This window comes from Planomonospora sp. ID67723, from assembly GCF_015711605.1.
In the GTDB taxonomy this organism is placed as follows: Bacteria; Actinomycetota; Actinomycetes; order Streptosporangiales; family Streptosporangiaceae; genus Planomonospora_A.
Genome location: NZ_JABTEZ010000003.1, coordinates 802804 through 828588, shown reverse-complemented (window position 1 = coordinate 828588; position 25785 = coordinate 802804). Strand labels below are relative to the sequence as shown.

The 25785-nt window shown below is 72.3% G+C and carries 19 protein-coding genes; 7 read left to right on the top strand and 12 right to left on the bottom strand.

The window, feature by feature from the left end:
• Positions 1-45: 45 nt before the first annotated feature.
• The 8 genes from HS041_RS25245 to HS041_RS25210 form a co-directional block, all read right to left on the bottom strand.
• On the bottom strand, positions 46-2223 hold the full coding sequence (locus tag HS041_RS25245; RefSeq protein WP_196443279.1) for an MMPL family transporter: 2178 nt from the start codon (positions 2221-2223) through the stop codon (positions 46-48).
• Between the two features lie 85 nt (positions 2224-2308).
• Entirely contained in the window at positions 2309-2860 is a 552-nt protein-coding gene (locus tag HS041_RS25240) for a TetR/AcrR family transcriptional regulator (protein WP_196443278.1), read from the bottom strand.
• A gap of 95 nt (positions 2861-2955) precedes the next feature.
• On the bottom strand, positions 2956-4116 hold the full coding sequence (locus HS041_RS25235) for an acyl-CoA dehydrogenase family protein (protein WP_196443277.1): 1161 nt from the start codon (positions 4114-4116) through the stop codon (positions 2956-2958).
• Between the two features lie 58 nt (positions 4117-4174).
• The gene (locus tag HS041_RS25230; protein WP_196443276.1) at positions 4175-4702 is read right to left on the bottom strand and encodes a MaoC family dehydratase; all 528 of its coding nucleotides are present in this window, start codon (positions 4700-4702) and stop codon (positions 4175-4177) included.
• 171 nt (positions 4703-4873) lie between these two features.
• Positions 4874-5698, bottom strand: coding sequence for an NBR1-Ig-like domain-containing protein (locus HS041_RS25225; RefSeq protein ID WP_196443275.1), 825 nt, complete (start codon positions 5696-5698; stop codon positions 4874-4876).
• 416 nt (positions 5699-6114) lie between these two features.
• Positions 6115-6456, bottom strand: coding sequence for a hypothetical protein (locus HS041_RS25220; protein ID WP_196443274.1), 342 nt, complete (start codon positions 6454-6456; stop codon positions 6115-6117).
• Positions 6457-7205: 749 nt separating this feature from the next.
• Positions 7206-7910, bottom strand: a complete 705-nt coding sequence (locus tag HS041_RS25215; protein ID WP_196443273.1) for a DUF3618 domain-containing protein — start codon at positions 7908-7910, stop codon at positions 7206-7208.
• Complete coding sequence (locus tag HS041_RS25210; protein ID WP_196443272.1) at positions 7907-8308, bottom strand: phage holin family protein; 402 nt, start codon at positions 8306-8308, stop codon at positions 7907-7909. Before HS041_RS25210 ends, HS041_RS25215 begins: the two co-directional genes overlap by 4 nt.
• A 459-nt stretch (positions 8309-8767) precedes the next feature.
• Here HS041_RS25210 and HS041_RS25205 point away from each other — a divergent pair, with 459 nt between their 5' ends.
• Together HS041_RS25205 and HS041_RS25200 are read left to right on the top strand one after the other, a co-directional pair.
• The gene (locus tag HS041_RS25205) at positions 8768-9979 is read left to right on the top strand and encodes a sensor histidine kinase (protein ID WP_196443271.1); all 1212 of its coding nucleotides are present in this window, start codon (positions 8768-8770) and stop codon (positions 9977-9979) included.
• Positions 9976-10641: a response regulator gene (locus HS041_RS25200; RefSeq protein WP_196443270.1), complete on the top strand. Its 666-nt coding sequence runs from the start codon at positions 9976-9978 to the stop codon at positions 10639-10641. Before HS041_RS25205 ends, HS041_RS25200 begins: the two co-directional genes overlap by 4 nt.
• A 59-nt stretch (positions 10642-10700) precedes the next feature.
• Here HS041_RS25200 and HS041_RS25195 read toward each other — a convergent pair whose 3' ends face one another.
• Positions 10701-12635: an ABC1 kinase family protein gene (locus HS041_RS25195; protein ID WP_307845456.1), complete on the bottom strand. Its 1935-nt coding sequence runs from the start codon at positions 12633-12635 to the stop codon at positions 10701-10703.
• A gap of 158 nt (positions 12636-12793) precedes the next feature.
• Between HS041_RS25195 and mads6 the strand changes: the two genes are divergently transcribed.
• Positions 12794-14242 (top strand): methylation-associated defense system protein kinase MAD6, encoded by a 1449-nt coding sequence (mads6, locus tag HS041_RS25190; RefSeq protein WP_196443268.1) that lies wholly within the window; start codon positions 12794-12796, stop codon positions 14240-14242.
• Between the two features lie 37 nt (positions 14243-14279).
• Here mads6 and HS041_RS25185 read toward each other — a convergent pair whose 3' ends face one another.
• The 3 genes from HS041_RS25185 to HS041_RS25175 form a co-directional block, all read right to left on the bottom strand.
• Positions 14280-14435 carry a hypothetical protein gene (locus HS041_RS25185; RefSeq protein ID WP_196443267.1) on the bottom strand — a complete coding sequence of 52 codons (156 nt, stop codon included), beginning with the start codon at positions 14433-14435 and terminating at the stop codon, positions 14280-14282.
• Positions 14436-14511: 76 nt separating this feature from the next.
• Positions 14512-15450 (bottom strand): diacylglycerol/lipid kinase family protein, encoded by a 939-nt coding sequence (locus tag HS041_RS40160; RefSeq protein WP_196443266.1) that lies wholly within the window; start codon positions 15448-15450, stop codon positions 14512-14514.
• 95 nt (positions 15451-15545) lie between these two features.
• The gene (locus HS041_RS25175) at positions 15546-18335 is read right to left on the bottom strand and encodes an immune inhibitor A domain-containing protein (protein WP_230879595.1); all 2790 of its coding nucleotides are present in this window, start codon (positions 18333-18335) and stop codon (positions 15546-15548) included.
• 206 nt (positions 18336-18541) lie between these two features.
• Here HS041_RS25175 and HS041_RS25170 point away from each other — a divergent pair, with 206 nt between their 5' ends.
• The 4 genes from HS041_RS25170 (at position 18542) to HS041_RS25155 (ending at position 25782) form a co-directional block, all read left to right on the top strand.
• A complete protein-coding gene (locus HS041_RS25170) occupies positions 18542-19903 on the top strand; it encodes an FAD-binding oxidoreductase (protein WP_196443264.1) in 1362 nt (453 codons plus the stop codon).
• Positions 19904-20090: 187 nt separating this feature from the next.
• Entirely contained in the window at positions 20091-21941 is a 1851-nt protein-coding gene (locus HS041_RS25165) for a serine/threonine protein kinase (protein ID WP_230879594.1), read from the top strand.
• 156 nt (positions 21942-22097) lie between these two features.
• Positions 22098-23630 (top strand): acyl-CoA carboxylase subunit beta, encoded by a 1533-nt coding sequence (locus HS041_RS25160; RefSeq protein WP_230879742.1) that lies wholly within the window; start codon positions 22098-22100, stop codon positions 23628-23630.
• 145 nt (positions 23631-23775) lie between these two features.
• On the top strand, positions 23776-25782 hold the full coding sequence (locus HS041_RS25155; RefSeq protein WP_196443262.1) for an acetyl/propionyl/methylcrotonyl-CoA carboxylase subunit alpha: 2007 nt from the start codon (positions 23776-23778) through the stop codon (positions 25780-25782).
• The last annotated feature ends 3 nt before the right edge of the window (positions 25783-25785 follow it).

The following is a 25785-nucleotide window of genomic DNA, read 5'->3' as shown; positions in this document are numbered from 1 at the left end:
TGCCCCACGGGTCCGGGGGCGCGGACGCCCCCGGACCGGCGGGCGTCAGACGCCCGCGGGGACCTTCTCGGCGTCGTGACCCAGGTGGGCGCGTAGCTGCTCGCCCTCGATGTCGACGTTGGGCAGGACGCGGGAGAGCCATCGGGGCAGCCACCACGCGACGTCGTCCAGCAGGGACATCACCGCGGGCACGATCGTCATCCGCACGACGAAGGCGTCGATGGCGACGCCGACGGCGAGGGCGAAGCCCATCGACTTGATGATCGGGTCGTTCATGAGCACGAAGCCGCCGAAGACCGAGATCATGATGAGCGCGGCGGCGGTGACGACGCGGGCCCCGTGCCCCATGCCGTTGACGGTGGCCTGCTGGGCGGTGTCGCCGTGGACGAAGTCCTCACGCATCCGGGAGACGAGGAAGACCTGGTAGTCCATGGCGAGCCCGAACAGGATGCCGATGAGCAGGATCGGCAGGAAGCTGACCAGCGGGCCGGGTGTGTCGACGCCGAGGAGCTCCGCGGCCCATCCCCACTGGAAGACCGCGACGGTGATGCCGAAGGTGGCGCCGACGGTGAGGAGGAAGCCGAGGGCGGCCTTGACCGGGACGAGCACCGAGCGGAAGACCAGCATCAGCAGCAGGACCGACAGCCCGACGACGAGCAGCAGGTAGACCGGGAGGGCGCCGGCGAGCTTGGCGGAGACGTCGATGCCGATCGCGGTGGCTCCGGTCAGGGCGAAGTCCGCCTCGCCGATCTCCCCGGCCTTGGCGCGGATGTCGTGCACCAGGGTCTCGGTGGCGGCGTCGGTGGGGCCGGTGGCCGGGATCACGGCCAGCAGCGCCGTGGTGCCGTCCGCGTTGAGCTGCGGCGGGGCGACCGCGAGCACGCCCTTGGTGCTCCGGATCAGCGTGGCGGCCTGCTCGGCGGCCGAGGCGGTGGTGCCGGCGGAGCCGCTGGAGACCACGGCGGCCAGCCGGCCGTTGAATCCGGGCCCGAATCCCTCGCTGATGAGGTCGTACGCCTCGCGCGGCGAGCTTCCGGCCGGCGCGGTCCCCGCGTCGGGCAGCGCCAGGCGCATGTCGGGCATCGGTACGGCCAGCCCGGCCAGACCCAGGACTCCGGCGAGGAGGAAGACCACCCGCCAGCGGGTGACGACGCCCGCCCAGCGGAACCCGAAGCCCGCGGGCGGGGCGGTCTCGTTCGCCACCGCGCCGGCCCGGAGCCTGCGGGGCAGGATCCGGCGGCCGGCGAAGCCGAGTAGTGCGGGCTGCAGGGTGATCGCCACCAGCACGGCGACGGCCACGGTGCCCGAGGCGGCCAGGCCCATCACGGTCAGGAACGGGATGCCGACCACCGCCAGGCCGGCCAGCGCGATGACCACCGTGGCGCCGGCGAAGACGACGGCCGAGCCGGCGGTGCCGACGGCGCGCGCGGCGGCCTCCTCGGGCTCCAGCCCGTCGAGGAGGTTCTGCCGGTGCCGGGAGGTGATGAACAGCGAGTAGTCGATGCCGACGGCCAGTCCGAGCATGAGGGCGAGGACCGGGGCGGTGCTGGTCAGCTCGACGGTGCCGCTGAGGGCGAAGAGCCCTGCCATGCCGGCGCCGAGGCCGATGAGGGCGTTGAGCATGGTCATCCCGGCGGCCACCAGCGAGCCGAAGGTGACGATGAGGACGACCGCCGCGACGGCGACACCGAGCGCCTCGGTCGAGCCGATCTCCGGCTCGGCCGACGTCACCTCGCCGCCGCGTTCCACCCGCAGACCGGTGCTCTCCGCGGAGGCGCCCACCTTCTCGTAGGCGTCGCGCTGGGCGTCGGTCACCTTGTCACCGCGCGCGGCGAACTGCACCTGGATCAGGGCGTAACGGCCGTCCGGGGAGACCGCGCCGACCCGGAACGGGTCGACGGCGGCCACCACACCGGGCAGGCTCCCGGCCTCCTTCACCAGTGCCTGGAGGGTCGCGAGATCCTGCGGGGACGCCAGCTTCCGCCCTTCGGGGGCGGCGACGACGATGGTGCCGGTCGCCCCGGCGGCCTGGGGGAACTGCCTGGCCAGGGCGTCGAGCGCGCGCTGCGACTCGGTCCCGGGCATCGTGAAGTTGCTGGCCGTCGGGCCCATGAAGGCGGCGGCGGCCCCGCCGAGGGCGGCCAGCAGGGCGAGCCACAGGACGAGGACCGTCCGCCGGTGGCGGAAAGAGGCCCGGCCGAGCCGGTACAGCAGGGTGGCCATGAAAAATCCTTGTCGGAAAAGTCGAGAAAGTGGGAAATATCAGGTGAACAACGGGGACGTCAGGGAGAGGCGACGGGAAGGGCCGTCAGGCGACGGGGAGGTTCAAGGCTCGAGCCGCGCTCCGGATCAGGACCGAGCGCAGCTCGTCGTCGCCGAGCCCGGCCGGTTCCAGGCAGACGACGGGGATGCCGCCGAGCACCATCAGCGCCGAGGCCCGGGCCGCCGGCTCGGGCGAGCGGCCGGTGAGGGCGTCGAGAAGCCGGTCGGTCATCTCCTGAACCGTCGCCAGAGCCGGGCGCTGGAGCAGGTCCGGGATGTCGCCGTACAGGACGGTGACCTCACGCCGGAAGCGCATCACGAGATCGACGAACCCCTCGACGGCGGCGAGCTGCGCGGCCCCCTCGTCGAGGCCGGCCAGCCGGGCGTCGAGCGCCGCGAACGCCGCGACGGCGGGCGCCACCAGCTCGGCCAGGATCGCGTCCTTGCCGTCGAAGTGGTACAGCAGCGCGGCCTTGGAGCAGCCGACCTCACCGGCGATGTCCTGCAACGACGTGCCCTTGAATCCGGTGGCGGCGAACAGCCTGGCCGCGGCGTCCAGGATCTCCTGCCGCGTGCCCGGGCGGGCGTTGCGTGACACGGAAACCACCTCCCCCTCAAGCATGCCTGTCCGATCGGTCAGGATCTGACCGATCGGACAGTTCTGAGGCGTGGTTTACGTCACAACCGCCCGGCTCACCAGCCGACCCGCGCCTTCCCCGAGATGAGGGATCGGGCGATGACCATCCGCTGGACGTCGTTGGTGCCCTCGCCGATGGCCATCAGCGGCGCGTCGCGGTACAGGCGTTCGACGACGAACTCCTGGGAGTAGCCGTAGCCGCCGTGGATGCGCATGGCCTCCATCGTGGTGCGCAGCGCGACCTCGGAGGCGAAGTACTTGGCCATCGCGGCCTCGGCGTTCACCGCGCCCGCCGCCGAGCGGGTGGCCGCCCAGTAGGTGAGCAGCCGGGCGGCCTGGATGTCGGTGGCCATGTCGGCCAGCTTGAGCTGGATCGCCTGGAAGTCGGCGATGGGCCGGCCGAAGGCGTGACGCTCGCGGGAGTAGTTCAGCGCGGCGTCGTAGGCGCACTGGGAGACGCCGACGGCGCGGGCGGCGATGTTGATCCGGCCGAGCTCCAGGGCCGACAGGGCCTGCTGCATGCCCCGGCCCTCGACCCCGCCGAGCAGGTTCGCCACCGGCACCCGCACGTCCACCAGCGCGATCTCGCAGGTCTCTGTGCCCTTGTAGCCGAGCTTGGGCAGGTCGCGGCTGACGGTGTAGCCGGGAGTCCCGGCCTCGACGAGGAGCAGGGACATGCCGCGGTGGGCGGGTTCGGCGACCGAGGTCTTGACCAGCACGGGCATCGGGTCGGCGTGGCGGGCGTTGGTGATCCACGTCTTGGTGCCGTTGACCACGTAGTGGTCGCCGTCGCGCACCGCCCGGGTCTGGATGCCCTGCAGGTCCGTGCCCGCGCCCGGCTCGGTCAGCGCGATGCCGGTACGGCGGGCGCCGGTGGCCAGGTCCGGCAGGTACGCCTTCCTCTGCTCCTCGGTCCCGTGCTCGGCGATCATCCACGCGGCCAGCGAGTGCGAGCCGAGCACCCCGGCCACACCCATCCATCCGCGTGCGATCTCCTCGAAGACCAGCGCGAAGGAGACCCGGTCCAGGGCGAGCCCGCCGTACTCCTCCGGGACCGTCATCCCGAACAGCCCCAGGTGCTTGAACCGCTCGACGATCTCGGTGGGGTAGCGGCCGGTCCGCTCCCACTCCGGGGCGACCGGCACGATCTCGGAGTCGACGAACTCGCGCAGGGTGCGGCGGAACATCCGCTGCTCGTCGTTCAGCTCGAAGTCCACCGGCGGTTCCTTTCAGCCACGGGGGGGACGTCCGGCACGATCCTCACCATCTTCGTGATCACGCGCCGGGTGCCGGCGTCAGCGGCTGCTGGGACCGAGGAGCCGGGCGTCCCGGCTGGTCGCCGCGTTCCTTCAGGTAGGCCGCCGTCGGAACCATGACCGTGCGGCGGAAGACGCAGACCACGGTGCCGTCCTGCTTGTATCCCCTGGTCTCCACATGGACGATGCCGCGATCCTCCTTCGACGCCGATCGCCGCTTGTCCAGCACGGTCGTCTCGCCGTAGATCGTGTCACCGTGGAACGTGGGGGCGACGTGCTTGAGCGACTCGACCTCGAGATTGGCGATCGCCTTCCCGGAGACGTCCGGAACGGACATGCCGATCAGCAGAGAGTAGACGTAGTTGCCGACGACGAGGTTCCGGCCGTGGTCCGTGGTCACCGAGTAGTTGTCATCCATGTGAACGGGATGGTGGTTCATGGTCAGGAGACAGAACAGATGGTTGTCGTACTCTGTCACCGTCTTCCCGGGCCAGTGCCTGTAGACAGCGCCGACCTCGAACTCTTCATAGGTGCGCCCGAACTGCATGCCTTCCCCTCAGCCATGGGTCCACGCGTTGCCCGGCGCTTCGACCGCGCCGGACCGGAACATTGTTCCGTCGGGAGGGACGCTACCCTGTGCCGTCGGCGCGGTCTACAACGAAGCGGCATGCGACGGGCCGCGGGCGGGTCGGACAAGGCGTTGCGCCCCCTCCCGCGATCACTTCACGCTGACGTCCAGGAAGATCGGCTTCTTCTCGGCGAACAGCGGGGTTCCGTCCTCGCTGGTCATCTTCCAGAAGATCTTGCATCTGGCCGGGCCGGCGGCGGCGCGGACGCGCACCGCTATGTCGATCGCCTTGCCCGGAGCGGTCGGCTCGATCGCGATCCGCTCGGGGGCACGGCACGGCGTGCTGTTGATCCGGGTGAGATACCGTCCCTCCCAGGGAACGGTTCCGGTGTTGCGGATCCGCCACACCTTGGTGAAGGACGCCCTTCTGCGGACCGTGCTCCCATCCGGATAGGTGACGTCCCCCTCGAAGGCGGAGTCGTCACGCGGCTGCGCCGTCCACGTCGACGATTCGTGCGGCACGGCCTGCTCCCCCGCGCTCTCGCCGTCGAAGGGCGAGAACGCGGTGACCAGCGCGCCGGTGCCACCCGCGAGGACGGCGGACAACACGCTCAGGATGACCGGCTTGCCGATGCGGAACGACGGTGCGGCCGGACCGGGTCCGCTCTCCACCGGCTCGCTCTCCACCGGCTCACTCTCCACCGTGGAGGAGGCCGGCAGACTCTCGGTCCTGGCCTGCTCCCAGTACGCCCGCCACTCCCGCTCGGTCTCCTGCTCCTCCTGCCCCAGCCGGCCGACCGCGAGGACCCGGACGAACTCCCACGTCGTCTCCCAGCTCGGGAGTGTCTGCCCCCGGGCGGCGGCCGCCAGCGACGACTTCGAAGCCGCCGCCCCCAGGCGGGAGGACATCTCCGCAAAAGACGGGTCGCCCGCTCTCTCCTTGAGCTCCCAGAGCCGGTGCGCGAGCAGCGCCACCGGGCCGGACTCCGGATCGGGCCGGGCGGGCCTCCGTCCTCGCCGCGGCCCCGGCTTCTCCGGGAGCGAATCTGGTGACCTGTGCACGTCCGGTGACTCCGGCATCCCCTACCCGTTCTGGTCGGCACCGCCATATGTCCGCAACCTGCGGATTCGGCGCGACCCTTTTCGGCGACACGCTTTCGAACAGAGGAGATTACCGGAAATCGCCGGAATGCTTCTCGTCTCGACGCCGCCGGAGGGCATCGCGTGGCCAGGCCCAGGACGCTTGTGACCGCAGACATCGCAGAGCCGGTGAGCGGCCGGAGTGCCTGTCCGCGACATCGCCGCCGCGAGGGTTCGGCGTGGGCCGCTCGCGGGCGCCCCGGCAGAGGGGTGCGGCGTACGCTGCGCCGCACCCCTCGACGCCGACCGCGCTAGACGCGGCCCCCGTCGGTGATGGACACGATCGAGGCGGTCTGGAACCTCTTGTGCCCCTTCCCGTCGCCCCCGACGACCGCCGTGTACGACTTGGTGGTCCAGCCCAGGCTGTACTTGATGTTCAGCTTGCGCTTGTCGTCGCAGCGGTTGTGCCAGTACACCGTCACGGAGGTGTTGCCGTCCCCCCACGACCAGGCGAAGCAACCGGCGACGCCGCGGTGGACCTCCGCCGACGCCGGAGCCGCGGCGCCGACGCCGAGACCGGCGGCAGCGAGGGAGGCGGCCGCGACGACGGCGACGCGGGTGCGCAGGCTCATCTTGCGAGACGACACAGACATGAAGGTCTCCTTATCCGGTGAATGTGGTCATTTGAATGCGGTCACCGCACCGAGACGGCGCATCCGGCCGTCCGGCCCGGCATGCGGCTGTGCCCGCGACGGAGCGGCGCCTCCGGCGACCGCAGACACGGTCCCAGCCGGCTCGATGACCGGCATGGGAGTGCGCGATCGCGGTCAGGCACCGCGGCGCCGGGAGCTCCACCAGCTTGCACGCCGTTCTCGGTCCGACCAAGCGATCTTTGTCCAGAGCTGCACCTTTGGACTTTGGACAAATGAGAAGCCGCCTCCGGGCATGGCTGAGAACGGCACGGCCGGGAGGCGGGCTCAAGCACCGGGCCGCGGCGCCGGCTGAGCGTCAGGAGACGGCTGAGCGTCAGGAGAGGAGAACTTCGTCGAGGGGTCGTTCGAGGGCCTCGATACTGGGCCGGCCCGGCGCTGGTGCGGGGGGCCGATCTGCGTGCCCGCCCGCAGGTCCTCGATCATCCGCACGATCAGACCGGACAGAGGGGGCGAGGAGGACGGCGGCGGTCCCGGCCGCCGCCGACGTGCGTGCGCGGCTCTGCGGCTCTCCCGATCCGGTTGGACCGCAGTTCCGCGATCGGGAGCAGCTGATCACGGGTGAACTCGCCGACGCCGGTCGCGGTGCCGAAGTCTTCGGTGACCGCGATGGCGGCTCCGGGCCGCAGGAGGGCAACCGGCCGCCCCGCCGGGGGGACGGGGACGCGGCCGGTTCCCGGGTGGGAGAGTGCCTACCTGATCGTCCTCCTGCGGCGCAGCATGCGGATCACGAGCATCGCGACCGCGCCCGCCACGGCCATCGTCGCGACGGGCCGGCGGCTCGCCTCGGCCGAGACCCTGCCCGTGGCGTGCCTGACCTTGGCCGGAGTCGCGTCCCGGACCTTGTCCAGGGCCTCGGGCCCGGCTTCCTTGACCCGGTCCACGAGACCGGTGGCGGTGGAGGCGGTGGCGTTGCCCATGCGTTTGAGGTCGTTTCCCATGTGGGTGGCGGTGTCGTGGACGCGGCTCTTGAGGTCGTCGCCGACGTGCGCGGCGGCCTCGTGGACGCGGCCCCTCACGTCGGTCTTGTGGGCCAGCGCCTCCACCGTGTCCCCCAGCTCGCGGCGGGTCTGCTCGATGTCCCGCCGGACGGACTCCTCGACCGTCATCCCGGCGGGCACCGTCCGGTCGTCCCCTGCCGGCCGGGGCGTCTCGTCCCGCTGCGACGGCGGGAGGCCGAGATCCTCTGCCGGGGTCCCGCCGTCCCCGGGCCGGGCGCTCCCGGCCTCGCCGGCGGATGACGCACCGGTGGACGACATGCCCGGTTCGTTGGGCTGGATGTTCAGGGAGCCGCGTTCGTCCGAGGGCACGGGCGTGCCGATCTCCTGCCTGCGGGCACCGGCCGTGCCGGCGTCCGTGAGATCGCGGCCTGTCCGGCCCGGGTCGGTCTCACTCATCGGTGTGCTCTCCCTTTCACGGCGTCGATGTCGGTCTTGACGCTCCGGATGGTTCGTTCGGGAGCCGGTGAGCCGATCTCGGCGACCTGGCGCTTGCCGAGCAGGCCCAGGAGCCCGGCCGCCGCCAGCAGCACCGCCCCCACGATCGCCGCGGCGGCCCACCCGGGCAGCACCTCGGCGAGCAGCAGAATCGCCGCGGCCACCATGGCCCCGGCTCCGAGCAGGGCCACGGCCCCGGCCCCGCCGAACAGCCCCGCGCCTCGTCCGGCGTGTCTCCCCTTCTCCGAGAGCTCTATCTTGGCCAGGCGGAGCTCGTCCCTGACCAGACGGGAGACCCCTTCGGACACCTGCCGGACCAGTTCGGCGGTGGACAGGGACTCCTTTGTCGTGCTCGTCATGACATGCCTCCTCCCTATAGAAGTAGGCGTCTACCCGCTGTGGCCACGGCAAACCTTCACGCGGTCCGGCGCGGGCGGGGCGGCGGGCCGGGGGCGGAGCGGCCCGGCGTCTGCGGAGGGGGTCCGGGAACGGCGGGCCGCGTGGCCGGGACCGGGTCTCCCCTCCGGCCCCGGCCACGGATCTGGGACGCGAGCACGGCCCCGGAGACCGCCCCCGCCTGCGGGCCTCCGGCGCTCCGGCATCGTGCGACGGGCCGCGAAGCCGGGGCGGCCGGCGCTCCGCCGGCCGCCCGGTAGGATTCCACGCTAGATCGCCGGGCCGGGGCCATGCATCGCTCAAGAGTCTGATCCGGCCGTGACCGGCGCGGTATGCGCCGCCGTGCCGTACGACTTCTGCGGTATGCCCGCTCAACCGGCCGCCCGATGAGGCGGGCGCCCCGACCTGGCTAGCATGCGCGGATGCTGGCAAGGATGACGGCGCGGGCCGACCAGGCGGGCGTGCTCGACCCCCGGTTCGTGGACGCGGTGTTCGCCGTCGTGCTCACGGCGATCACCCTGGTGTGGGCGGCGGCCGACCACGGCGGCTCGTGGCGGCGGCCGGACGCGGTGGCCGTCGCGCTGACCTGCGCGGCCAACCTGCCCGTCGCCGTGCGGAGGACGGCCCCGCTGACGGTGCTCCTCGGCTGCGCGGCCGCTTCCATCTGCCACCACGCGCTGGGCTACCAGCCCGACGTGAACAATTTCTCCTCCATGTTCGCCCTCTACAGCGTCGCCGTCCATCACCCGTTCCGGATCATGCTGGCCGGGGCGGCCGGGGCGACGGCGGTGTGGTGGTGGGCCGCGGTCGTGGCGGAGGACGGCCTGGCGCTGCTGAACGTCACGCAGGGACTGGCGATCGTCGGAGCCACGTGCGCGTTCGGCATCGGCAGGCGCAGGCTCGCCGACCGGAACCTGGCCCTGGCGGAGCTCACCGAGCGGCTCCGGCGCGAGCAGGAGGACCGTGCCCGGCGGGCGGTGACCGAGGAGCGGGTGCGCCTGGCCGGGGAACTGCACGACATCGTCGCCCACCACATGTCGGTGATCTCCGTGCAGGCCGGCCTGGCCCGCTACGTGTTCGCCAGCGATCCCGGCACGGCCCGGGCCGCGCTGGCCACGGTCGCCGACACCAGCCACGAGGCGCTGGAGGAGATGCGGCGGCTGCTGGCGGTGCTCCGGCTGAACGGGGAGGACCGCGATGACGGCGTCTACGACCCCACCCCCGGCCTCGGCCAGCTCGGCCAGCTCGTCGAGCGCGTGCGCGCCGCCGGGGTGCCGGTCGACGTGGAGGTGACCGGGAGCGCCAGGCCGCTCAACCCCGGGGTCGAGCTGTGCGCGTACCGGGTGGTCCAGGAAGGGCTGACCAACGTGATCAAGCACGCGCTCCCGGCCCGCGCCAAGGTCCGGGTGCACTACGGCGGCGAGCACCTGCGCGTCACGGTCACCGACGACGGCTCCTCCTCTCCGGAGCCCTCCTCCGGGGGCGGGCACGGGTTGATCGGGATGCGCGAACGCGTCAGGCTCTACCGCGGGACGGTGGTCGCCGGGCCTCTGCCGGGGGGCGGGTTCCAGGTCTCGGCCACGCTGCCGCTGCCGGCGGTCGGCGGCGAGTTCGGTGAGCGAGGGAAGAAATGATCAAGGTACTGGTCGTGGACGACCAGATCCTGGTGCGGGCCGGGTTCGCCGCGCTGATCCGGGCGACCCCGGACCTGGAGGTGGCGGGCGAGGCCTCCGGCGGCGAGGAGGCGGTCAGGATGGCCTCCGCCGTACGGCCCGACGTGATCCTGATGGACGTGCGGATGCCGGGACTGAACGGCATCGCCGCGACCGAGCGCATCCTCTCCGCCGGCCACCCGCCTCCCAAGGTCCTGATCCTGACCACCTTCGACCTGGACGAGTACGTCTACGACGCGCTCCGTGCCGGAGCCAGCGGTTTCCTGCTCAAGGACACCCCGCCGGAACGGCTGATCGCCGCGGTCCGCACGATCGCCGCGGGCGACATGCTGTTCGCCCCGACCGTGACCCGCCGCCTCGTGGAGGCCTACACCAGCGGCCGCGACTCCGCCCTCGCCCCCGATCCCGGCCTCGCCGCGCTGACCTCCCGGGAGCTGGAGGTCCTGCGCATGGTCGGCCGCGCGCTGTCCAACGGGGAGATCGCCGGCGAGCTGCAGGTGAGCGAGGCGACCGTCAAGACCCATCTCAACCGGGCGATGGCCAAACTCGGCCTGTCCAGCCGCGCCCAGGCCGTCGCGCTGGCCTACGAGACCGGCCTGGTGAGCCCGCGCCCCCGCTCGTGACTCCGATCGGCCCGGAGCGATCGGCCCGGAGCGATCGGCCCGGAGCGCGGATGGCGGACTCAGCGGCTGGAGCGGAAGATGACCACCAGCACGCGCAGGCCCAGGACCGCGCTGACCACCAGGAGGTTGTAGCCGAGCAACTGGAAGAGGCCGACCTCGGGGGTGACGGGCGGGCCGCCGGCGGTGCCGAGCAGCAGCACGGCCATGATCCCGGTGGTGGCCGCCAGAACGGTGAGCAGCACCTGGTGGAGCAGGCCGGTGACGTGCCGCCGGTCGCGCTCGTCGGCGAACAGGCGTACGTTGACGCCGAACCGGCCGTGCTCGGCGGCGCTGGCGATGCGTTCCACCCTGCGGGGCAACCGGCGCAGCATGGGAAGCAGGCCGAGGGCCTCCTGGACGGCCGCCTCCCGGACCCGCTCCGGGGTCGCCTGCTCCGCGATGTGCCGGACGGAGAAGGCCCGCGCCTCGGCGACGACGTCGAAGCCGGGCGAGAGCCGGGCGAGGGTGCCCTCGACCGTCGCCAGCGCCCGGAACACCGCGGCCACCTCGGGCGGGACGGACAGGCCGTGCGCGGCGATGATCCGGAACAGGCGGCCGAACATCTGCACGTCCGGAGCGACGCCGGCGACCAGGTGCCGGGCCATGAACCGGCCGAGCTCGCGTTCCAGCTCACGCTCGTCGATCTCGTCGGGACGCGCCACGACCTCCAGCAGGGCGTCGCCCACCCCGAGCGGGTCGCCCCGGTCCAGGGCGACCAGCAGGCGCTGCAGAGCTCCGCGCAGCGAGGCGTCGAGCCGTCCCACCGAGCCGAAGTCCAGCAGTGCCAGCCGGCCGTCGGCGAGCAGCATGATGTTGCCCGGGTGCGGGTCGGCGTGGAAGACCCCGTGCAGCATGATCTGGCGGAGCAGCGTCTCGAACAGGGTCCTGGCGAGCTCCTCCCGGTCCGTCCCCTCCGGTACGACACCGCCGAACGGCACGCCGTCCAGCCGCTCCATCACCAGGACCCGCCGCCCGGACAGCTCCGGGTACGGGGCGGGGACGCGGACCGGCTCACCGGCGGAGGCGGCGGCCACCGCGGCCATGTTGGCGGTCTCGACCCGGAAGTCGAGCTCCTCGCGCAGCGCCTCGGCGAACCCCCGCGCCAGCTCGGTCACACCGAACGCGCGGCCCCAGCGGGTGCGCCGCTCCAGCGTCCGGGCGAGGCGGGCCACGATGTCGAGGTCCTGGTCCACCACGGTGGCGATGCCGGGCCGCTGGACCTTGACCACGACTTCCCCGCCGGCCACCAGCCGGGCACGGTAGACCTGCGCGATCGAGGCCGCCGCCAGGGGCTCGCGCTCGAACTCGGCGAACGTCCCGGCCACCGGCCCGCCCAGCTCGGCGGCGAGCACCGGTTCGACCTCCGCCCACGGGGCCGTGGCCACCTTGTCCTGGAGCAGCCGCAGTTCCTCGACGAACTCCGGGGCCAGCAGGTCGCTGCGGGTGGACAGGATCTGGCCCAGCTTGACGAAGGTGACACCGCCGTCGTCGAGGGCCTGGCGCAATGACCTGGCCAGGCGGGCCCGGCTGGACGGCGCGCCGAGGTCGGGGTCGCGGCCGCGCAGGTAGGGGCCGAGGCCGTGCCGTACCAGGATGCGGGTGATCGCCAGATACCGCCGGGTCCGCACGGCGCGGCGCCGCAGCCTCCTGGCGGACTCCAGGGGGCCGGGGAACGAGCCCGGCGGCACCAGCGCCTCGGCGACCACCAGGAACACCATCCCGGCGAGCAGCGCGCAGAACATCGCCAGGAAGAGGAACCAGAGCGGGGTGATCCCGGGCTCGTCCGGGTCCATGCCGCTGGCGAACGTCTGCATGAGCGGCCCGCCGACGGCGAGGGTGAGCGCCCCGGCCAGCACCGTGCGGACCAGCCCGAACCGCAGGTCCAGCAGACGCCGCACGATCACCGCGAACCCGGCCAGCACCACCGCCACCGTGATCACGAGAACCACCGTCACCGCGAAGTCCATCCGCTCCCCCGTTCCCGGCCGCAGCCGACGGCCGACAGACTAGATCATCCGCAGGAGGTCCCGCAGGGTGGCGGACGTCCGGGAATGCCGGGGAGAATGGGAACCTTGTTCCGTTGAGGACCCCGTGAGAGAGGCGGCGCGCTCGGATGGCACAGATCGTCGGTGGCGGACGCCCGGTCAACGACGCCGAACGACGGGTCATCGCGCACCTGCGGGACAACGCGCCCGACGACTGGCTGCTGCTGCACAACATCGAGGTGCCGAGGGACGACGACGTCTTCGAGGTCGACCTGATCGTGCTGACCGGTCACGCGCTCTGCGTCATCGACGTCAAGGGCACGCGTGGCCGGATCGAGGTCTCCGGGACGCGGTGGTTCCCCGCGCGGCGGAGCGCGTTCAGCTCTCCGGTGAGCAAGCTGCGGGGCAACGGGCGGGCGCTCAAGGGCCTGCTGGCGCGCGAGCACCGCGAGCTGGAGCGGATCTACGTCGACAGCGTCGTCGTGCTGACCGGGAACGACGCCCGGCTGGTCGACCCGGCCGGGCGCGACTCCCGGCACGTCACCGACCTGCCCGGCCTGATCGGCACGCTGAGCGACCCCTCGCGGGTCCGGCGTGGCTACACCACCGACATGGGGCCCTACCGCACCGCGATCATCGAGGCGCTCAACGGCAGCGTGCGGCGCTCCACCGCCCCGCCCAGGTTCGGCAACTGGGAGGTGGAGGAGGAGCTCGGCGGCGACAACCGGGTCACCGAGTACCGGGCGGTCAACGCGACGGTGCCGGGCAGCGAGACGGTCCTGCTCCGGGTCTACCGGGCCGACCCGCTGGCCGAGGAGAAGCCGAGGACGGCCGAGCGGCGGCTGATCGCCAACGCCTACCAGTCCCTGACCAGGATCCCGCCGCACCCGTGCGTCGTCCGCTCCCGCGACTTCTTCGCGATCGACGACGAGAGCCGGTTCGTGCTGGTCCTCGACGACGTGCACGGCCGGGCGCTGCACCTGCACCTCGGGGCCTCGGGAGATCACGCGCTCTCCCCCGGGGCGCGGCTCGGCGTCGTGGCCGACATGCTGGGCGGGCTGGCCCACGTCCACGCCAACAACGTCATCCACCGGGCGCTCAGCCCCGCCAGCGTGCTGGTGGCCGAGAACGGCCGCGCGATGCTGACCGGTTTCGACTACGCCAAACCCGGCCCCCGCCAGCACACGGTGGCCAACGAGCTGCCCAACATTCTGGACACCCACTACGTGGCCCCCGAGTGCCAGGCCGGGCCCGAGCTGATGACGGCGTCCTCCGACGTCTACGCGGCCGGGGTGATCGCCTTCCAGTTGCTGACCGGCGCCCTGCCGCCCGCGGGCCCGGACGCGGAGACCCCGGTCACCGTCCCCGGCGGCGGGCCGGAGGTGACGGACCTGCTGCGCCGCATGCGCGACCACACGCCGGCCAAGCGCCCGGCCGCGGCCGAGGCCCTCGCGGCCCTGCTGCGGGCCCGGGACGGGCTGCCCCCCGCTCCGCAGGAGCCGGTACGGCGGGAGCCGCCCGCCCGCCTGAGCCGGCTCCAGCGGACCTTCCGTCGCATCTCCGGCAAGGGGCCGTGACGGAGACGCCCGGCGGGGCGCCGGCCGGCGAGGGGGATCAGTAGCGCGACCGGTTGCCCCGGAAACGGGCCAGCAGACCGCGCAGCTTCTGCCGGTTGCGCGGGTCGCGTGCCATCGCCTTGGCCTTCTCGACGTTCCTGCGCCCCTGCGGGGTGCCCAGGTAGTTCCGGACGCGGGCTATCAGGGATGCCATGTCTCCTCCATCGGTCGATGGAGGACGGCTACCCGCGAGGACGCCTTCCATGCGGAGGCGCGCAGGCACGGCCGGGTCAGGAGTCGACGAAGCCCTCGGGGACCATCACGCGCAGGCCGTTGGGAACGGTCCTGAGCGTGATGGGGGTGCGCAGGCGGACCTCTCCGTCGACGTCGGCCGCCATCGGGGGATCGGTCTCCAGGTACATCTCGGTGCCGAGGACGAAGGGGCCGCCCGCGAGGCTGCGCCAGCGGCCGGTGCTGGCGCGGACCAGGGTCTCCAGCAGCAGCCGCAGGCGCTTGCCCGAGCCGAGCTGGTAGGCGACCAGGAGCCCGTTGTCGATGCTGATGTCGCGCGCGACCTGCCAGCCGCCGTGGAAGCGGCCGTTGGCGATGTTGAGCTGGTGGGTGAGCAGCTCGTGGCGCTGGCCGTTGACCGTGATGAACGCGCGGAACGGCCGGTGGCCGGGGAGGATCGTCAGGGCGGTGAGCGGGTAGGCGGCCCGGCCGAGGAAGCGCTTGAGCCAGGGCTTGACCGTGCCGGCCACCTCGACCGAGACCCCGAAGCTGGTCAGGTTGGCGAACTCCCGGTCACCGGCGATGCCCAGGTCGATGTCGGCGACCTTCCCGGTGCGGAAGATCCGGATCGCGCCGGCCAGGTCCAGCGGCAGGCCCAGGCTGCGGGCGAAGTTGTTGGTCGTGCCCAGCGGGAGCACGCCGAGGGCGACGTCGCGGTGGGCGACGTGCTTGACGGCGGCGCTGAGCGTGCCGTCGCCCCCGCCGACGACGAGCAGGTCGGGCTTGGCGTCCAGGGCCGCGTCGAGGGTGGCGCGCAGGCGTTTGGGATCGTCCACGGGGAAGACGCCGAGCAGGTCGAAGCCCTCGGCGCGGAGCGTGCTGAGCACCCGGGGGTAGCGGTGGCGCCCGCGCCGGGACCGCGTGTTGACCACCACGCAGGCCCTGCGCCCGGCCCGGATGGCCTCGGTGTGCTCGGCCTTGCTGCGAAGCTCGCTCACTCTTCCCCTTTTCACGGAGATGTTCCCGGTAAATGGTAGAGCCCCGCCGTCGGTCGACGGCGGGGCCCCATGCCCGTTCGGGACTGCTTCCGGAGTTACTTCTTGGGCGGGGTCACCTGGACGATGACGCCCAGGTTGGCCGGGAGCGGGGCGATCAGCTTGATCTGCACGCCCAGCTCCTTGCCCTCGTCACCGGGGTTGCCGGTGCCGAGGACGTGGCCGCCGCCGATGTCGGTGCCGTACTTGGCGGTGGCGGGGCTGCCGTCGGGGTTGACGACCCGCGTGCTGTACGGCTGCTCGCCCTTGGACGGGACGACCACCGAGGCGTCGCGGTGGCGGTAGGCCAGCCTGCCGTCGGGGAGCAGTTCCAGGCCCGGGTACCAGGTCTTGGCGTCGGTGAAGGTCCGCACCCCCGGGAAGGCCGGGAACTTGGTGCAGTACTCGGTGAACGGCTCGCCCTCGATGCACTCGGTGAACGGGTACGTCTTGCCGAAGGTGAAGGCCGCGTTGGAGGACTGCGGGCGCGACGGGAGGTTCTTCAGCGCCGACGGGTCCTTCGCGGCGGCCTCGCCGCTGCGGCGCAGCGGCTCGTAGTGCGAGTCGACGACGAGGATCTCGCCCTTGGGGCCGACCGACGGCAGCTCGAAGGTGTGCGCGTCGCCGTCGTTGGCCGGGTAGGCCGCGTCGCGGTACCAGACCAGCAGGCCGGGGGCGTTGTACTTGAGCCTCTCCACCTTCCAGGCGTTGTCGCGTGACCAGGTGGTGTCGTAGGCGTACTGCAGGCCCTTGTCGAAGCCGTCGAAGTTGCGCCACTCGGCCAGGTAGTACTGGGCGGTCTTCAGGCTGCCGCTGTGCATCGTCCAGCCCGCACCGGTGGTGTCGGTGAAGGTGCCCTTGGCGGCGGCCCAGCCGTTCTCACCGCCCTCGACGTCGTCGCTCCACACCGTGGCGCCGCCGGCGGTGACGGAGAAGTCGTCGGAGAACCAGCCGGCCTCCTCGCTCCCGGCGTCGGTGGCGTAGCGCAGCCGCAGCTGGATCGTCTGCCCGGCGAACGGGGCGAGGTCGACGTAGTCGTGGCGCCAGCCGTCGGTCGCGCCGGTGAGGCCGTACTTCTTGCCGCCGTAGTCGGCCATCCGGTGGTTCGGGTCGGCGTAGCCGTCGTCGGTGGAGACCAGCGCGCCGGAGGAGTCGTAGACCTTCTGCTCGGCCCAGGTGGCGCCGCCGTCGGTGGAGACCTCGACGAAGCCGTAGTCCCAGTCAGCCTCGATGGCGTACTGGTTCCACATCCAGAACCGCTGGTCGGTGCCGGCGGGGACCTGGATGGTGCGGCTCAGCTTGACGTCGGCCCAGCTCTGGTCGTTGCCGGACCACCACAGCTTGGCGCCGCTGTGCGGCACGGCCATCACGACGTTCTTGTCGGGCAGGTTGACGCGGACGCCGTCGGCGGTGTGCTTGGGCGTGCGCGACGACTGGCCGACCGTCAGGGTCTTCCTGCGGTCACCGGGGTCGACGATCGCCGGGTCGGCCCAGCCGAGCACCCACTTGGCGTACAGGCCCATGTGGGTCGGCATCGACTGGATGAGCGGGCCCGCGTGGGAGCCGGAGGACATCAGGTCCCAGAAGTCCACGCTGGTGTCGCCGCCGCCGGTGGCGTCGTAGAAGTCCGGCAGGCCCAGGTCGTGGCCGTACTCGTGGGCGAAGATGCCGACCCCGGAGTCCTCCGGCTGCACGATGTAGTTGGAGATCTTCTTGTCGGTGCCGGGGACCGTGTATCCGCCCGCCACGGCGCTGGAGTGCGCCCAGATGGCGTAGGTGCCCTCGGCTCCGCCGCCGCCGGACTTGTCGGCGCCGGCGTGCACGAGCACGAGGTGGTCGATCACGCCGTCCGGCTCCAGGAGGTTGCCGTCGCCGTCGGCGTCGGAGGTGTCCTCGACGTCGTAGTCGGCCCAGGGGAAGCTCGGGTTCTGCTGGGCCAGCGTGTTGACCGCGTCGATGGGGAGCTGGCCGGGGCCGAGCGGGTTGTCCGGGTGGCCGGACATGTCCTGCGGGCGGGTGCCGCAGCGGCCGGCGCCGTACCAGGCCTCCGAGTGCGGGACCTTGATCCAGCCGATCGCCTCACCGGTGACGGTGTAGGCGCCCTTGGACATCTCCTCGTACATCTTCTTCATGGTGTGGCCGGAGATGTCGATGCCCTTGCGCCCGTCCCGGGGGTCGGTGAGGTCCTTGCGGACGCGCTCGGTGATCCCCCTGTCCGAGTAGAGCATCTTGTTGTAGTGCTCCGGGCTGAAGTCCGGAACCCACATCGTGTTGTTGTCCTTGCCCGGGCCGGAGCCGGCGGGGTCGGGGATCTTATTGTGCAGCGGGCCGTTGAGCTTGGTGCCCGGCGGCTCGGTCACACAGTCGTTGACATCGCCGCTGGTCGACTTCGGCCGGCTGAACCCGGAGAAGTCGTCGTTGGCGTTTTCGTTGAACTCGACCAGAAGCGTGAGCAGTTTCGCCTGCTGGGTCTGGCCGGCCTTCTTGAAGATGAAGTCGAAGGGGTTCTTGCCCGTCCTGATCGCCCGGGTCTCCCGCGAGGCGAGCATCTTGGCGGCGACCGGGTTGCCCTCGGCGAACTTGCGGTCGACCTCCAGTGCCTGGGCCAGTCCCGAGCGGGCGCGCTTGGCGGCCCCGGGCTGGAAGAGCTCACTGGTGGCGGTGGTGTCCCCCTGCGCGTACGGAGGCGCGTAGTTGATGTAGTAGTCGCTCGCCGTGGGGACGTACCGTGCGACCGAATCGTCGGCCTGGGCCGACGCGCCGCTCACGGACAGTCCCGCGGCGGCCAGCCCGAGCACGGGCACGATCGCGAGCAGGCGCCTGCGGGCGCCTCTGCCTCTCCTGGACAACGGATACCCTCCCTGCCCGGGTTCGCCGGGCGTGGACATTCCCGACACGCCCCTATATGCGTGTCGAGCGGGACGTTAGAGGAGAAGGTAAAGCAGAAGTAAAGCGTCCGACTTATGTTGTCAAAGTGTGATCAATCGTTTATGTCCGAAAATTGTGACAAAGAAGCGTTTCCACAGGTGGGGGCGGCAGGCCGTACAGTCCCCATGTGACCGCTACCGCCGAACTCATCGCCGCGCTCGCGCCCGGGAGGGTGCTGACCGACCCTGACGTGACCGACTCCTACGCCCGCGACCGCACGTTCCTGGAGCCGGGCAGGCCGCTGGCCGTCGTGCTCGCGGAGAGCAGGGACGACGTGGTCGCCGTCATGCGCTGGGCGAGTGAGCACCGGGTGCCGGTGGTGCCGCGGGGGGCCGGGACGGGGCTGGCCGGCGGGGCGACCGCCGTCGAGGGCTGCGTCGTGCTGGCGCTGCACAAGATGACCGCGATCAGGGAGCTCTCGCCCGCCGACGAGATCGCCGTGGTGGAGCCCGGCGTCATCACAGCCGATCTGGACCGGGCGGCTCGCGAGTTCGGGCTGATGTACGCCCCCGACCCCTCCTCCTACGAGATCTCCACGATCGGCGGGAATCTCGCCACCAACGCGGGCGGGCTGCGCTGCGTGAAGTACGGCGTGACCCGCGACTCGGCGCTGGGGCTGGAGGTCGTGCTGGCCGACGGACGGATCCTGAACACCGGCAGGCGGACCGTCAAGGGCGTGACCGGCTACGACCTGACCGGGCTGTTCGTCGGCTCGGAGGGCACGCTCGGAGTGATCACCTCGGCCACCGTACGGCTGCGCCGCGCCCCGCTGACCTACCCGGCGACGATCGCGGCGGAGTTCGGCTCGCTGCGGGAGGCCGCGGCGGCCGTGGCGGCCATCATCGCCGGCGGCTGCCAGCCCTCGCTGCTGGAGATGCTCGACCGGGCCACCCTGCAGGCCATCGACGAGTGGAAGAACATCGGGCTGGAGCCGTCGGTCCAGGCGATGCTGATCGCCCAGTCCGACGCGGTGGACGGGCAGACGGCGGCGGAGCGGATGAGCGTGCTGTGCGCCGAGAACGGCGCCTCGTTCGTCGCGGTCTCAGCCGATCGGCAGGAGGCCGAGGAACTGATCGGCATGCGGCGGATGGCCTACCAGGCCAAGGAGCGGCTCGGCGCCTGCCTGGTGGAGGACGTGTGCGTGCCGCGCTCGGCGCTGCCGGACATGATCTCCGCCATCGAGGAGATCGCGGCCCGGCACGAGGTGCGGATCTGCACCGTGGCCCACGCCGGGGACGGCAACCTGCATCCGGTCTTCGTCTTCGAGCACGGCCTGCCCGAGCCTCCTCCAGAGGTCTGGGCCGCGGCCGACGAGGTCTTCCGCGAGACGCTGCGCCGGGGCGGCACGCTCACCGGCGAGCACGGGGTCGGGCTGCTGAAGCGGCGCTGGCTGGCCCTGGAGACCGGGCCGGTCGCCGAGGAGATCCATCACGGGATCAAGCAGGTGTTCGATCCGCTCGGCATTCTCAACCCCGGCAAGGCCATCTGACCCGCCAGCCGACCCGCCAGCCGACCCGCCATCCGATCCGGGAGCCGGACCGTTCCGAACCCGTGATCGGCAGCTCGTCCGCATCAGAACGCACACTGGTAGCGTTCTGCCCCACATAACCGAATTTTGTGGGTTTTGCCGGGGGGTTATCGTGGTACAGCCGCTCACGGCGGAGGATCCTCGGGGGTTGGGTCCGTTCGAGCTGACCGGGCGGCTCGGGGAGGGCGGCCAAGGGGTCGTCTACCTGGGACGCGGTCCTGCGGGTGAGCAGGTCGCCGTCAAACTCCTCCATCACGGGCTGGCGGCGGACGCCGAGGCCCGCGCCCGCTTCCTGCGGGAGGTCTCGGTCGCCCAGCGGGTGGCCCGGTTCTGCACCGCCTCGGTCCTGCACGCCGACCTCGCGGGCAGCCGGCCGTACATCGTCAGCGAGTACGTGCCGGGGCCGTCCCTGCGCCAGCTCGTCGACAGGGAGGGACCGCGGCGCGGAGCCGCGCTGGACCGGCTGGCCGTCAGCACGGCCACCGCCCTGGCGGCGATCCACCGCGCCGGGATCCTGCACCGGGACTTCAAGCCCGCCAACGTGCTGATGGGGCCCGAGGGCCCGGTGGTGATCGACTTCGGCATCGCCAGGGCGCTGGACTCCCCCGGCACGACCGCGACCGGGACGGCCATGGGGACGCCGTCCTACCTCGCGCCCGAGCAGCTCAGCGGCGGTGCGGTGACGCCCGCGGCCGACGTGTTCGCCTGGGGCGTCACGATGGTCTTCGCCGCGACCGGCACGCCGGCGTTCGGCCAGGACTCCATCGCCGTGGTGATGAACCGGATCCTGACCGTGGAGCCGGACCTGACCGGGATGGAAGGGCAGCTGCGCGGTCTGGTCGCGGCCTGTCTGGACAAGGACCCGGCGGCGCGGCCGACCGCCGAGCAGCTCGTCGCGCATCTCATGAGCGGCACGGTCCCCGCGGCTCCCGCAGCCGCCGTCCCCCCTGCGGCTGCCGGCACGCCCCCGCAGCCGAATCCGGCCGGACCCGGGGCGGTGCCCCGGGATCCGCGCGTCCGGACCACGTCCCCGTCCGGACCGGCCCGGCCGGGACCCCGCCCGGGGCCGCACCCGGAACCGGAGCACAGGCCCCGGCGGCCGAAGGGCCTGCTGCTGGCCGGGGTGGCGGGCGCGGTCGTGCTCGGCGTGGCCACCGGGACCGTGGTCGTCGTCCAGAACGGCCAGAAGGCCTCGTCGGTGCGGACCGCCCAGCAGGCGGCCCCGTCTCTGAGCGGGCAGGAGCAGACCGCGAAGGCCGATCCCGAGCCGACCCCCGACGGCCCCGCTCCGGCTCCCGAGGAGGAGCCCTCCACGTCGGAACCGCAGGAGCGCGTGCCGGGAGAGGGCGAGATCCTCACACCGGAGGAGGAGAACTCTTCGCCGGCCACCGAGGCCCCGAGCCCCCTGGAGACCGAGCCGGCGGCGAAGCAGAGCCGCCGCCCGACGAAGCAGGCGACCTCGGAGCCGGAACCGGAAGGCGGGATGCTGGGGCCGGACGACGGGGCGCCGGTGGACATCGGGCAGTCGCCCTCCGCCACCACGCCCACCACCAAGCCGACGGTCAAGCCCACTCCCAAGCCGACACCGAAGCCCACGGTCAAACCGACCACGAAGCCCACGGTCAAACCCACCCCCAAGCCCACGGTCAAACCGACCACGAGCCCGCCGAAACCCAACCCGTACACCGCGGCCGGGGTGTGCGGCCCGGGTTTCAAACAGATCAACTCCCACGCCCTCGGCACCGGTGCGACCGTCTACCTGCTCTACGACGGCACGAGCAAGAAGAACTGCGTCGTCACCCTGTCCAGGTACGTCATCCCCGGAAAGATCAAGATGAACGCGACGCTCCAGGTGCAAGGCGGCGCGTCGGCGGCCAACCCGGGCAGCTTCACCGCCTACGCGGGCCCGGTACGGCTCGCCGCCGACAAGAAGTGCGTCATCTGGGGAGGCGCCTACGGCACGGCGACGTGGAAGAGCGGCTGGAGCCACTGCGGGTGATCCTCGCGGGTGACCTGGGGCGCCGGCGGGAAAGATCCTGTGTCACGCTCTGGACTGGGCGGCGGGTCCGATGGGACCTCCGGCCCCGGCGGAAGGAGACGGCTCTTGAGCCGGTTGGACACCTCCTCGGGCCCGTACCGGGCCCGGCGTGAGGCGATGCTCGCGAAACTGGCCGAGTTGGAGGCCGAGCAGGACAAGGCGGTGGCCGGCGGCGGCGCCAAGTACGCCGAGCGCCACCGCCGGCGCGGCAAGCTGCTCGCCCGTGAGCGGATCGAGCTGCTCCTCGACCCCGACTCGGCGTTCCTGGAGCTCTCGCCGCTGGCCGGGTGGGGCAGCGACTTCCCCGTCGGCGCGAGCGTGGTCACCGGGATCGGGGTGGTCGAGGGCGTCGAGTGCATGATCGTCGCCAACGACCCGACCGTCCGGGGCGGCGCGTCCAACCCGTGGACCCTGCGCAAGACGCTCCGCGCCGCCGACATCGCGCTGGAGAACCGGCTGCCCCTGGTCAACCTGGTCGAGTCCGGCGGGGCCGACCTGCCGACGCAGAAGGAGATCTTCATCCCGGGCGGCCGGATCTTCCGCGACCTGACCCGGCTGAGCGCCGCCGGCATCCCGACGATCGCCCTGGTGTTCGGCAACTCCACGGCCGGGGGCGCCTACGTTCCCGGAATGAGCGACCACGTCGTCATGGTGCGCGAGCGCGCGAAGGTCTTCCTGGGCGGTCCGCCGCTGGTGAAGATGGCCACCGGAGAGGAGGCCGACGACGAGTCGCTGGGCGGCGCCGAGATGCACGCCCGCGTCTCCGGCCTGGCCGACCATCTGGCCGCCGACGAGCACGACGCGCTGCGGATCGGGCGGCGGATCGTGCGCGGGCTCAACTGGGTCAAGCTCGGCCGCGCGGCGGGAGCCGTGCGCGAGCCGCTGTACGACCCCGACGAGCTGCTGGGCATCGTGCCGGAGGACCTGCGGATCCCCTTCGACCCCCGCGAAGTGATCGCGCGGATCACGGACGGCAGCGAGTTCGACGAGTTCAAGCCCCTGTACGGCGCCAGCCTGGTGACGGGGTGGGCGCGGCTGCACGGCTACCCGATCGGGATCCTGGCCAACGCGCGCGGCGTGCTGTTCAGCGAGGAGGCGCAGAAGGCCGCGCAGTTCATCCAGCTCGCCAACCAGGCGCGCACGCCGCTGGTCTTCCTGCAGAACACGACCGGCTACATGGTCGGCCGGGAGTACGAGCAGGGCGGCATCATCAAGCACGGCGCCATGATGATCAACGCGGTCTCCAACTCGACGGTCCCGCACCTCACGGTCGTCATGGGGGCCTCCTACGGCGCGGGCAACTACGGGATGTGCGGCCGGGCCTACGACCCGCGGTTCCTGTTCACCTGGCCGAGCGCGAAGTCGGCCGTCATGGGGCCCGCGCAGCTGGCCGGGGTGCTGTCCATCGTGGGCCGGGCCGCGGCCGAGGCACGGGGGCAGGTCTACGACGAGGAGGCGGACGCGGCGATGCGCACGATGGTGGAGACGCAGATCGAGGCCGAATCACTGCCGTTCTTCCTGTCCGGGCGGCTCTACGACGACGGCGTCATCGACCCCCGCGACACCCGCACCGTCCTGGGCCTGTGCCTGTCCGCCGTCAACAGCGCCGCCGTCCCGGAGCCCGCGGGCTTCGGCGTCTTCCGGATGTGACCGTGCCCCCGACTGTGCCCCCGACAGTGCCCCCCGCCATGCCATCGACCGTGCCTCCGGCCATCCCGCCGGCACCCCCGCCCGTCCAGGATCACCGGCACCCGCCGGCGCCCGCAGCCCGCCCACCGCGTGAGGGGCACCCGTCATGATCAAACGTCTGCTCGTCGCGAACCGGGGCGAGATCGCCCGCCGCGTCTTCCACACCTGCCGCGACCTCGGCATCGAGACCGTCGCGGTCTTCTCCGACGCCGACGACGGCGCACCGCACGCCCGCGAGGCCGACCACGCCGTACGGCTCCCGGGCGCACGGCCCGCCGACACCTACCTGTCGATCGAGAAGATCGTCGAGGCCGCCCTGCGGGCCGGCGCCGACGCCGTCCATCCCGGCTACGGCTTCCTGTCGGAGAACGCGGCCGCCGCGAGCGCCGTCCTGGAGGCCGGGCTGACCTGGGTGGGCCCGAGCCCCGCTTCCATCGCCGCCATGGGCTCCAAGGTCGGGGCCAAGGCCCTGATGGCCGAGGCCGGGGTGCCCGTCCTCCCCAGCCTCGCCGTACCCGTCTCCGGGGCCGCCGCGGGCGCGGCCGGGGAGTGGCCCTACCCGCTGCTGGTCAAGGCGTCGGCGGGCGGCGGGGGCCGGGGCATGCGGATCGTCCGCGAACCCGGCGACCTCGCCCGTGAGATCGAGGCGGCGCGGAGGGAGGCGGAATCGGCGTTCGGGGACGGGACGGTCTTCGTCGAGCCGCTGCTGGAGCGCACCCGGCACATCGAGGTGCAGATCCTGGCCGACGCGCACGGGACGGTCTGGGCGCTGGGCGAGCGCGAGTGCTCGATCCAGCGGCGCCACCAGAAGGTGGTCGAGGAGACGCCCTCCCCCGCGGTCTCCCCGGAGCTGCGCGCCCGGCTGTACCAGGCGGCGGTGCGAGCGGCCCGCGCCATCGGCTACGCCGGCGCGGGAACCGTCGAGTTCCTCGTCAAGGACGAGACGGTCGCGTTCCTGGAGATGAACACCCGGCTCCAGGTCGAGCACCCGGTCACCGAGTGCGTCTACGGAATCGACCTGGTCGAGCTCCAGCTCCGGATCGCCGAGGGCGCCGCCCTGCCGCCCACGCCCCCGGAGCCGTACGGCCACGCCATCGAGGCCCGCCTCTACGCCGAGGATCCCGCTCAGGACTGGCTCCCGCAGAGCGGCGTCCTGCACCGCTTCGACGTCCCCGGAGCCGGGACCCGGTTCTCCCCGGTCCGGCACGGGCTGCGGCTGGACTCCGGCGTCGAGGACGGCTCGGAGATCGGCGTCCACTACGACCCGATGCTCGCCAAGGTGATCGCCCACGGTTCGAGCCGCGCCGACGCCGCCCGCAGACTCGCCGGAGCACTCGCCGGAGCAAAGATCCACGGCCCCGTGACCAACCGGGACCTGCTGGTGGCGGTCCTGCGCCACGACGCGTTCCTGGCGGGCGACACCCACACCGCCTTCCTGGACCAGCACGGCCTCGCCGCCGGGATCCCCGATCCCGCCGGGCCGCACGCCGTACCCCTGGCCGCCCTCGCCGCGGCGCTCGCCCAGGCCGCCGCGAACCGGGCCGCGGCCACCGTGCAGGCCGCGGTGCCGAGCGGGTGGCGCAACGTGCCGTCCCAGCCGCAGCGGGTCTCCTTCCTCCCGGGCGCGGGACACGCCTCGGACGGGACGGGCGCGGACCGGGCCGTGCACACGGTCTCCTACCGGCTGACCCGCGACGGTCTGCGCGTCGACGGCCTGCCCGGCACCCGCCTGGTCAGCGCGGAGCCCACCGCGGTGGTCCTGGAGACCGACGGCGTGCGGCACCGGTTCGAGGTCGCCCGCCACGACGGCGTGGCGTACGTGGACTCCCCCCTCGGTCCGGTACGGTTCACGCCCCTGCCACGTCTGCCCGAGCCGGTCGAGCGGCTGGCACCGGGCTCCCTGCTGGCCCCCATGCCCGGTACCGTGCTGCGCGTCGAGGTGAAGTCCGGCGAGCCGGTCGCCGCGGGCCAGGTGGTCGTGGTGCTGGAGGCCATGAAGATGGAACATCGGATCACGGCGCCCGCCGGGGGCACGGTGGTGGAGCTGAACGCGGCGCCGGGCCGCCAGGTCGAGGCGGGAGCCGTACTGGCCGTGATCGAGGAGCAGGCATGAGCA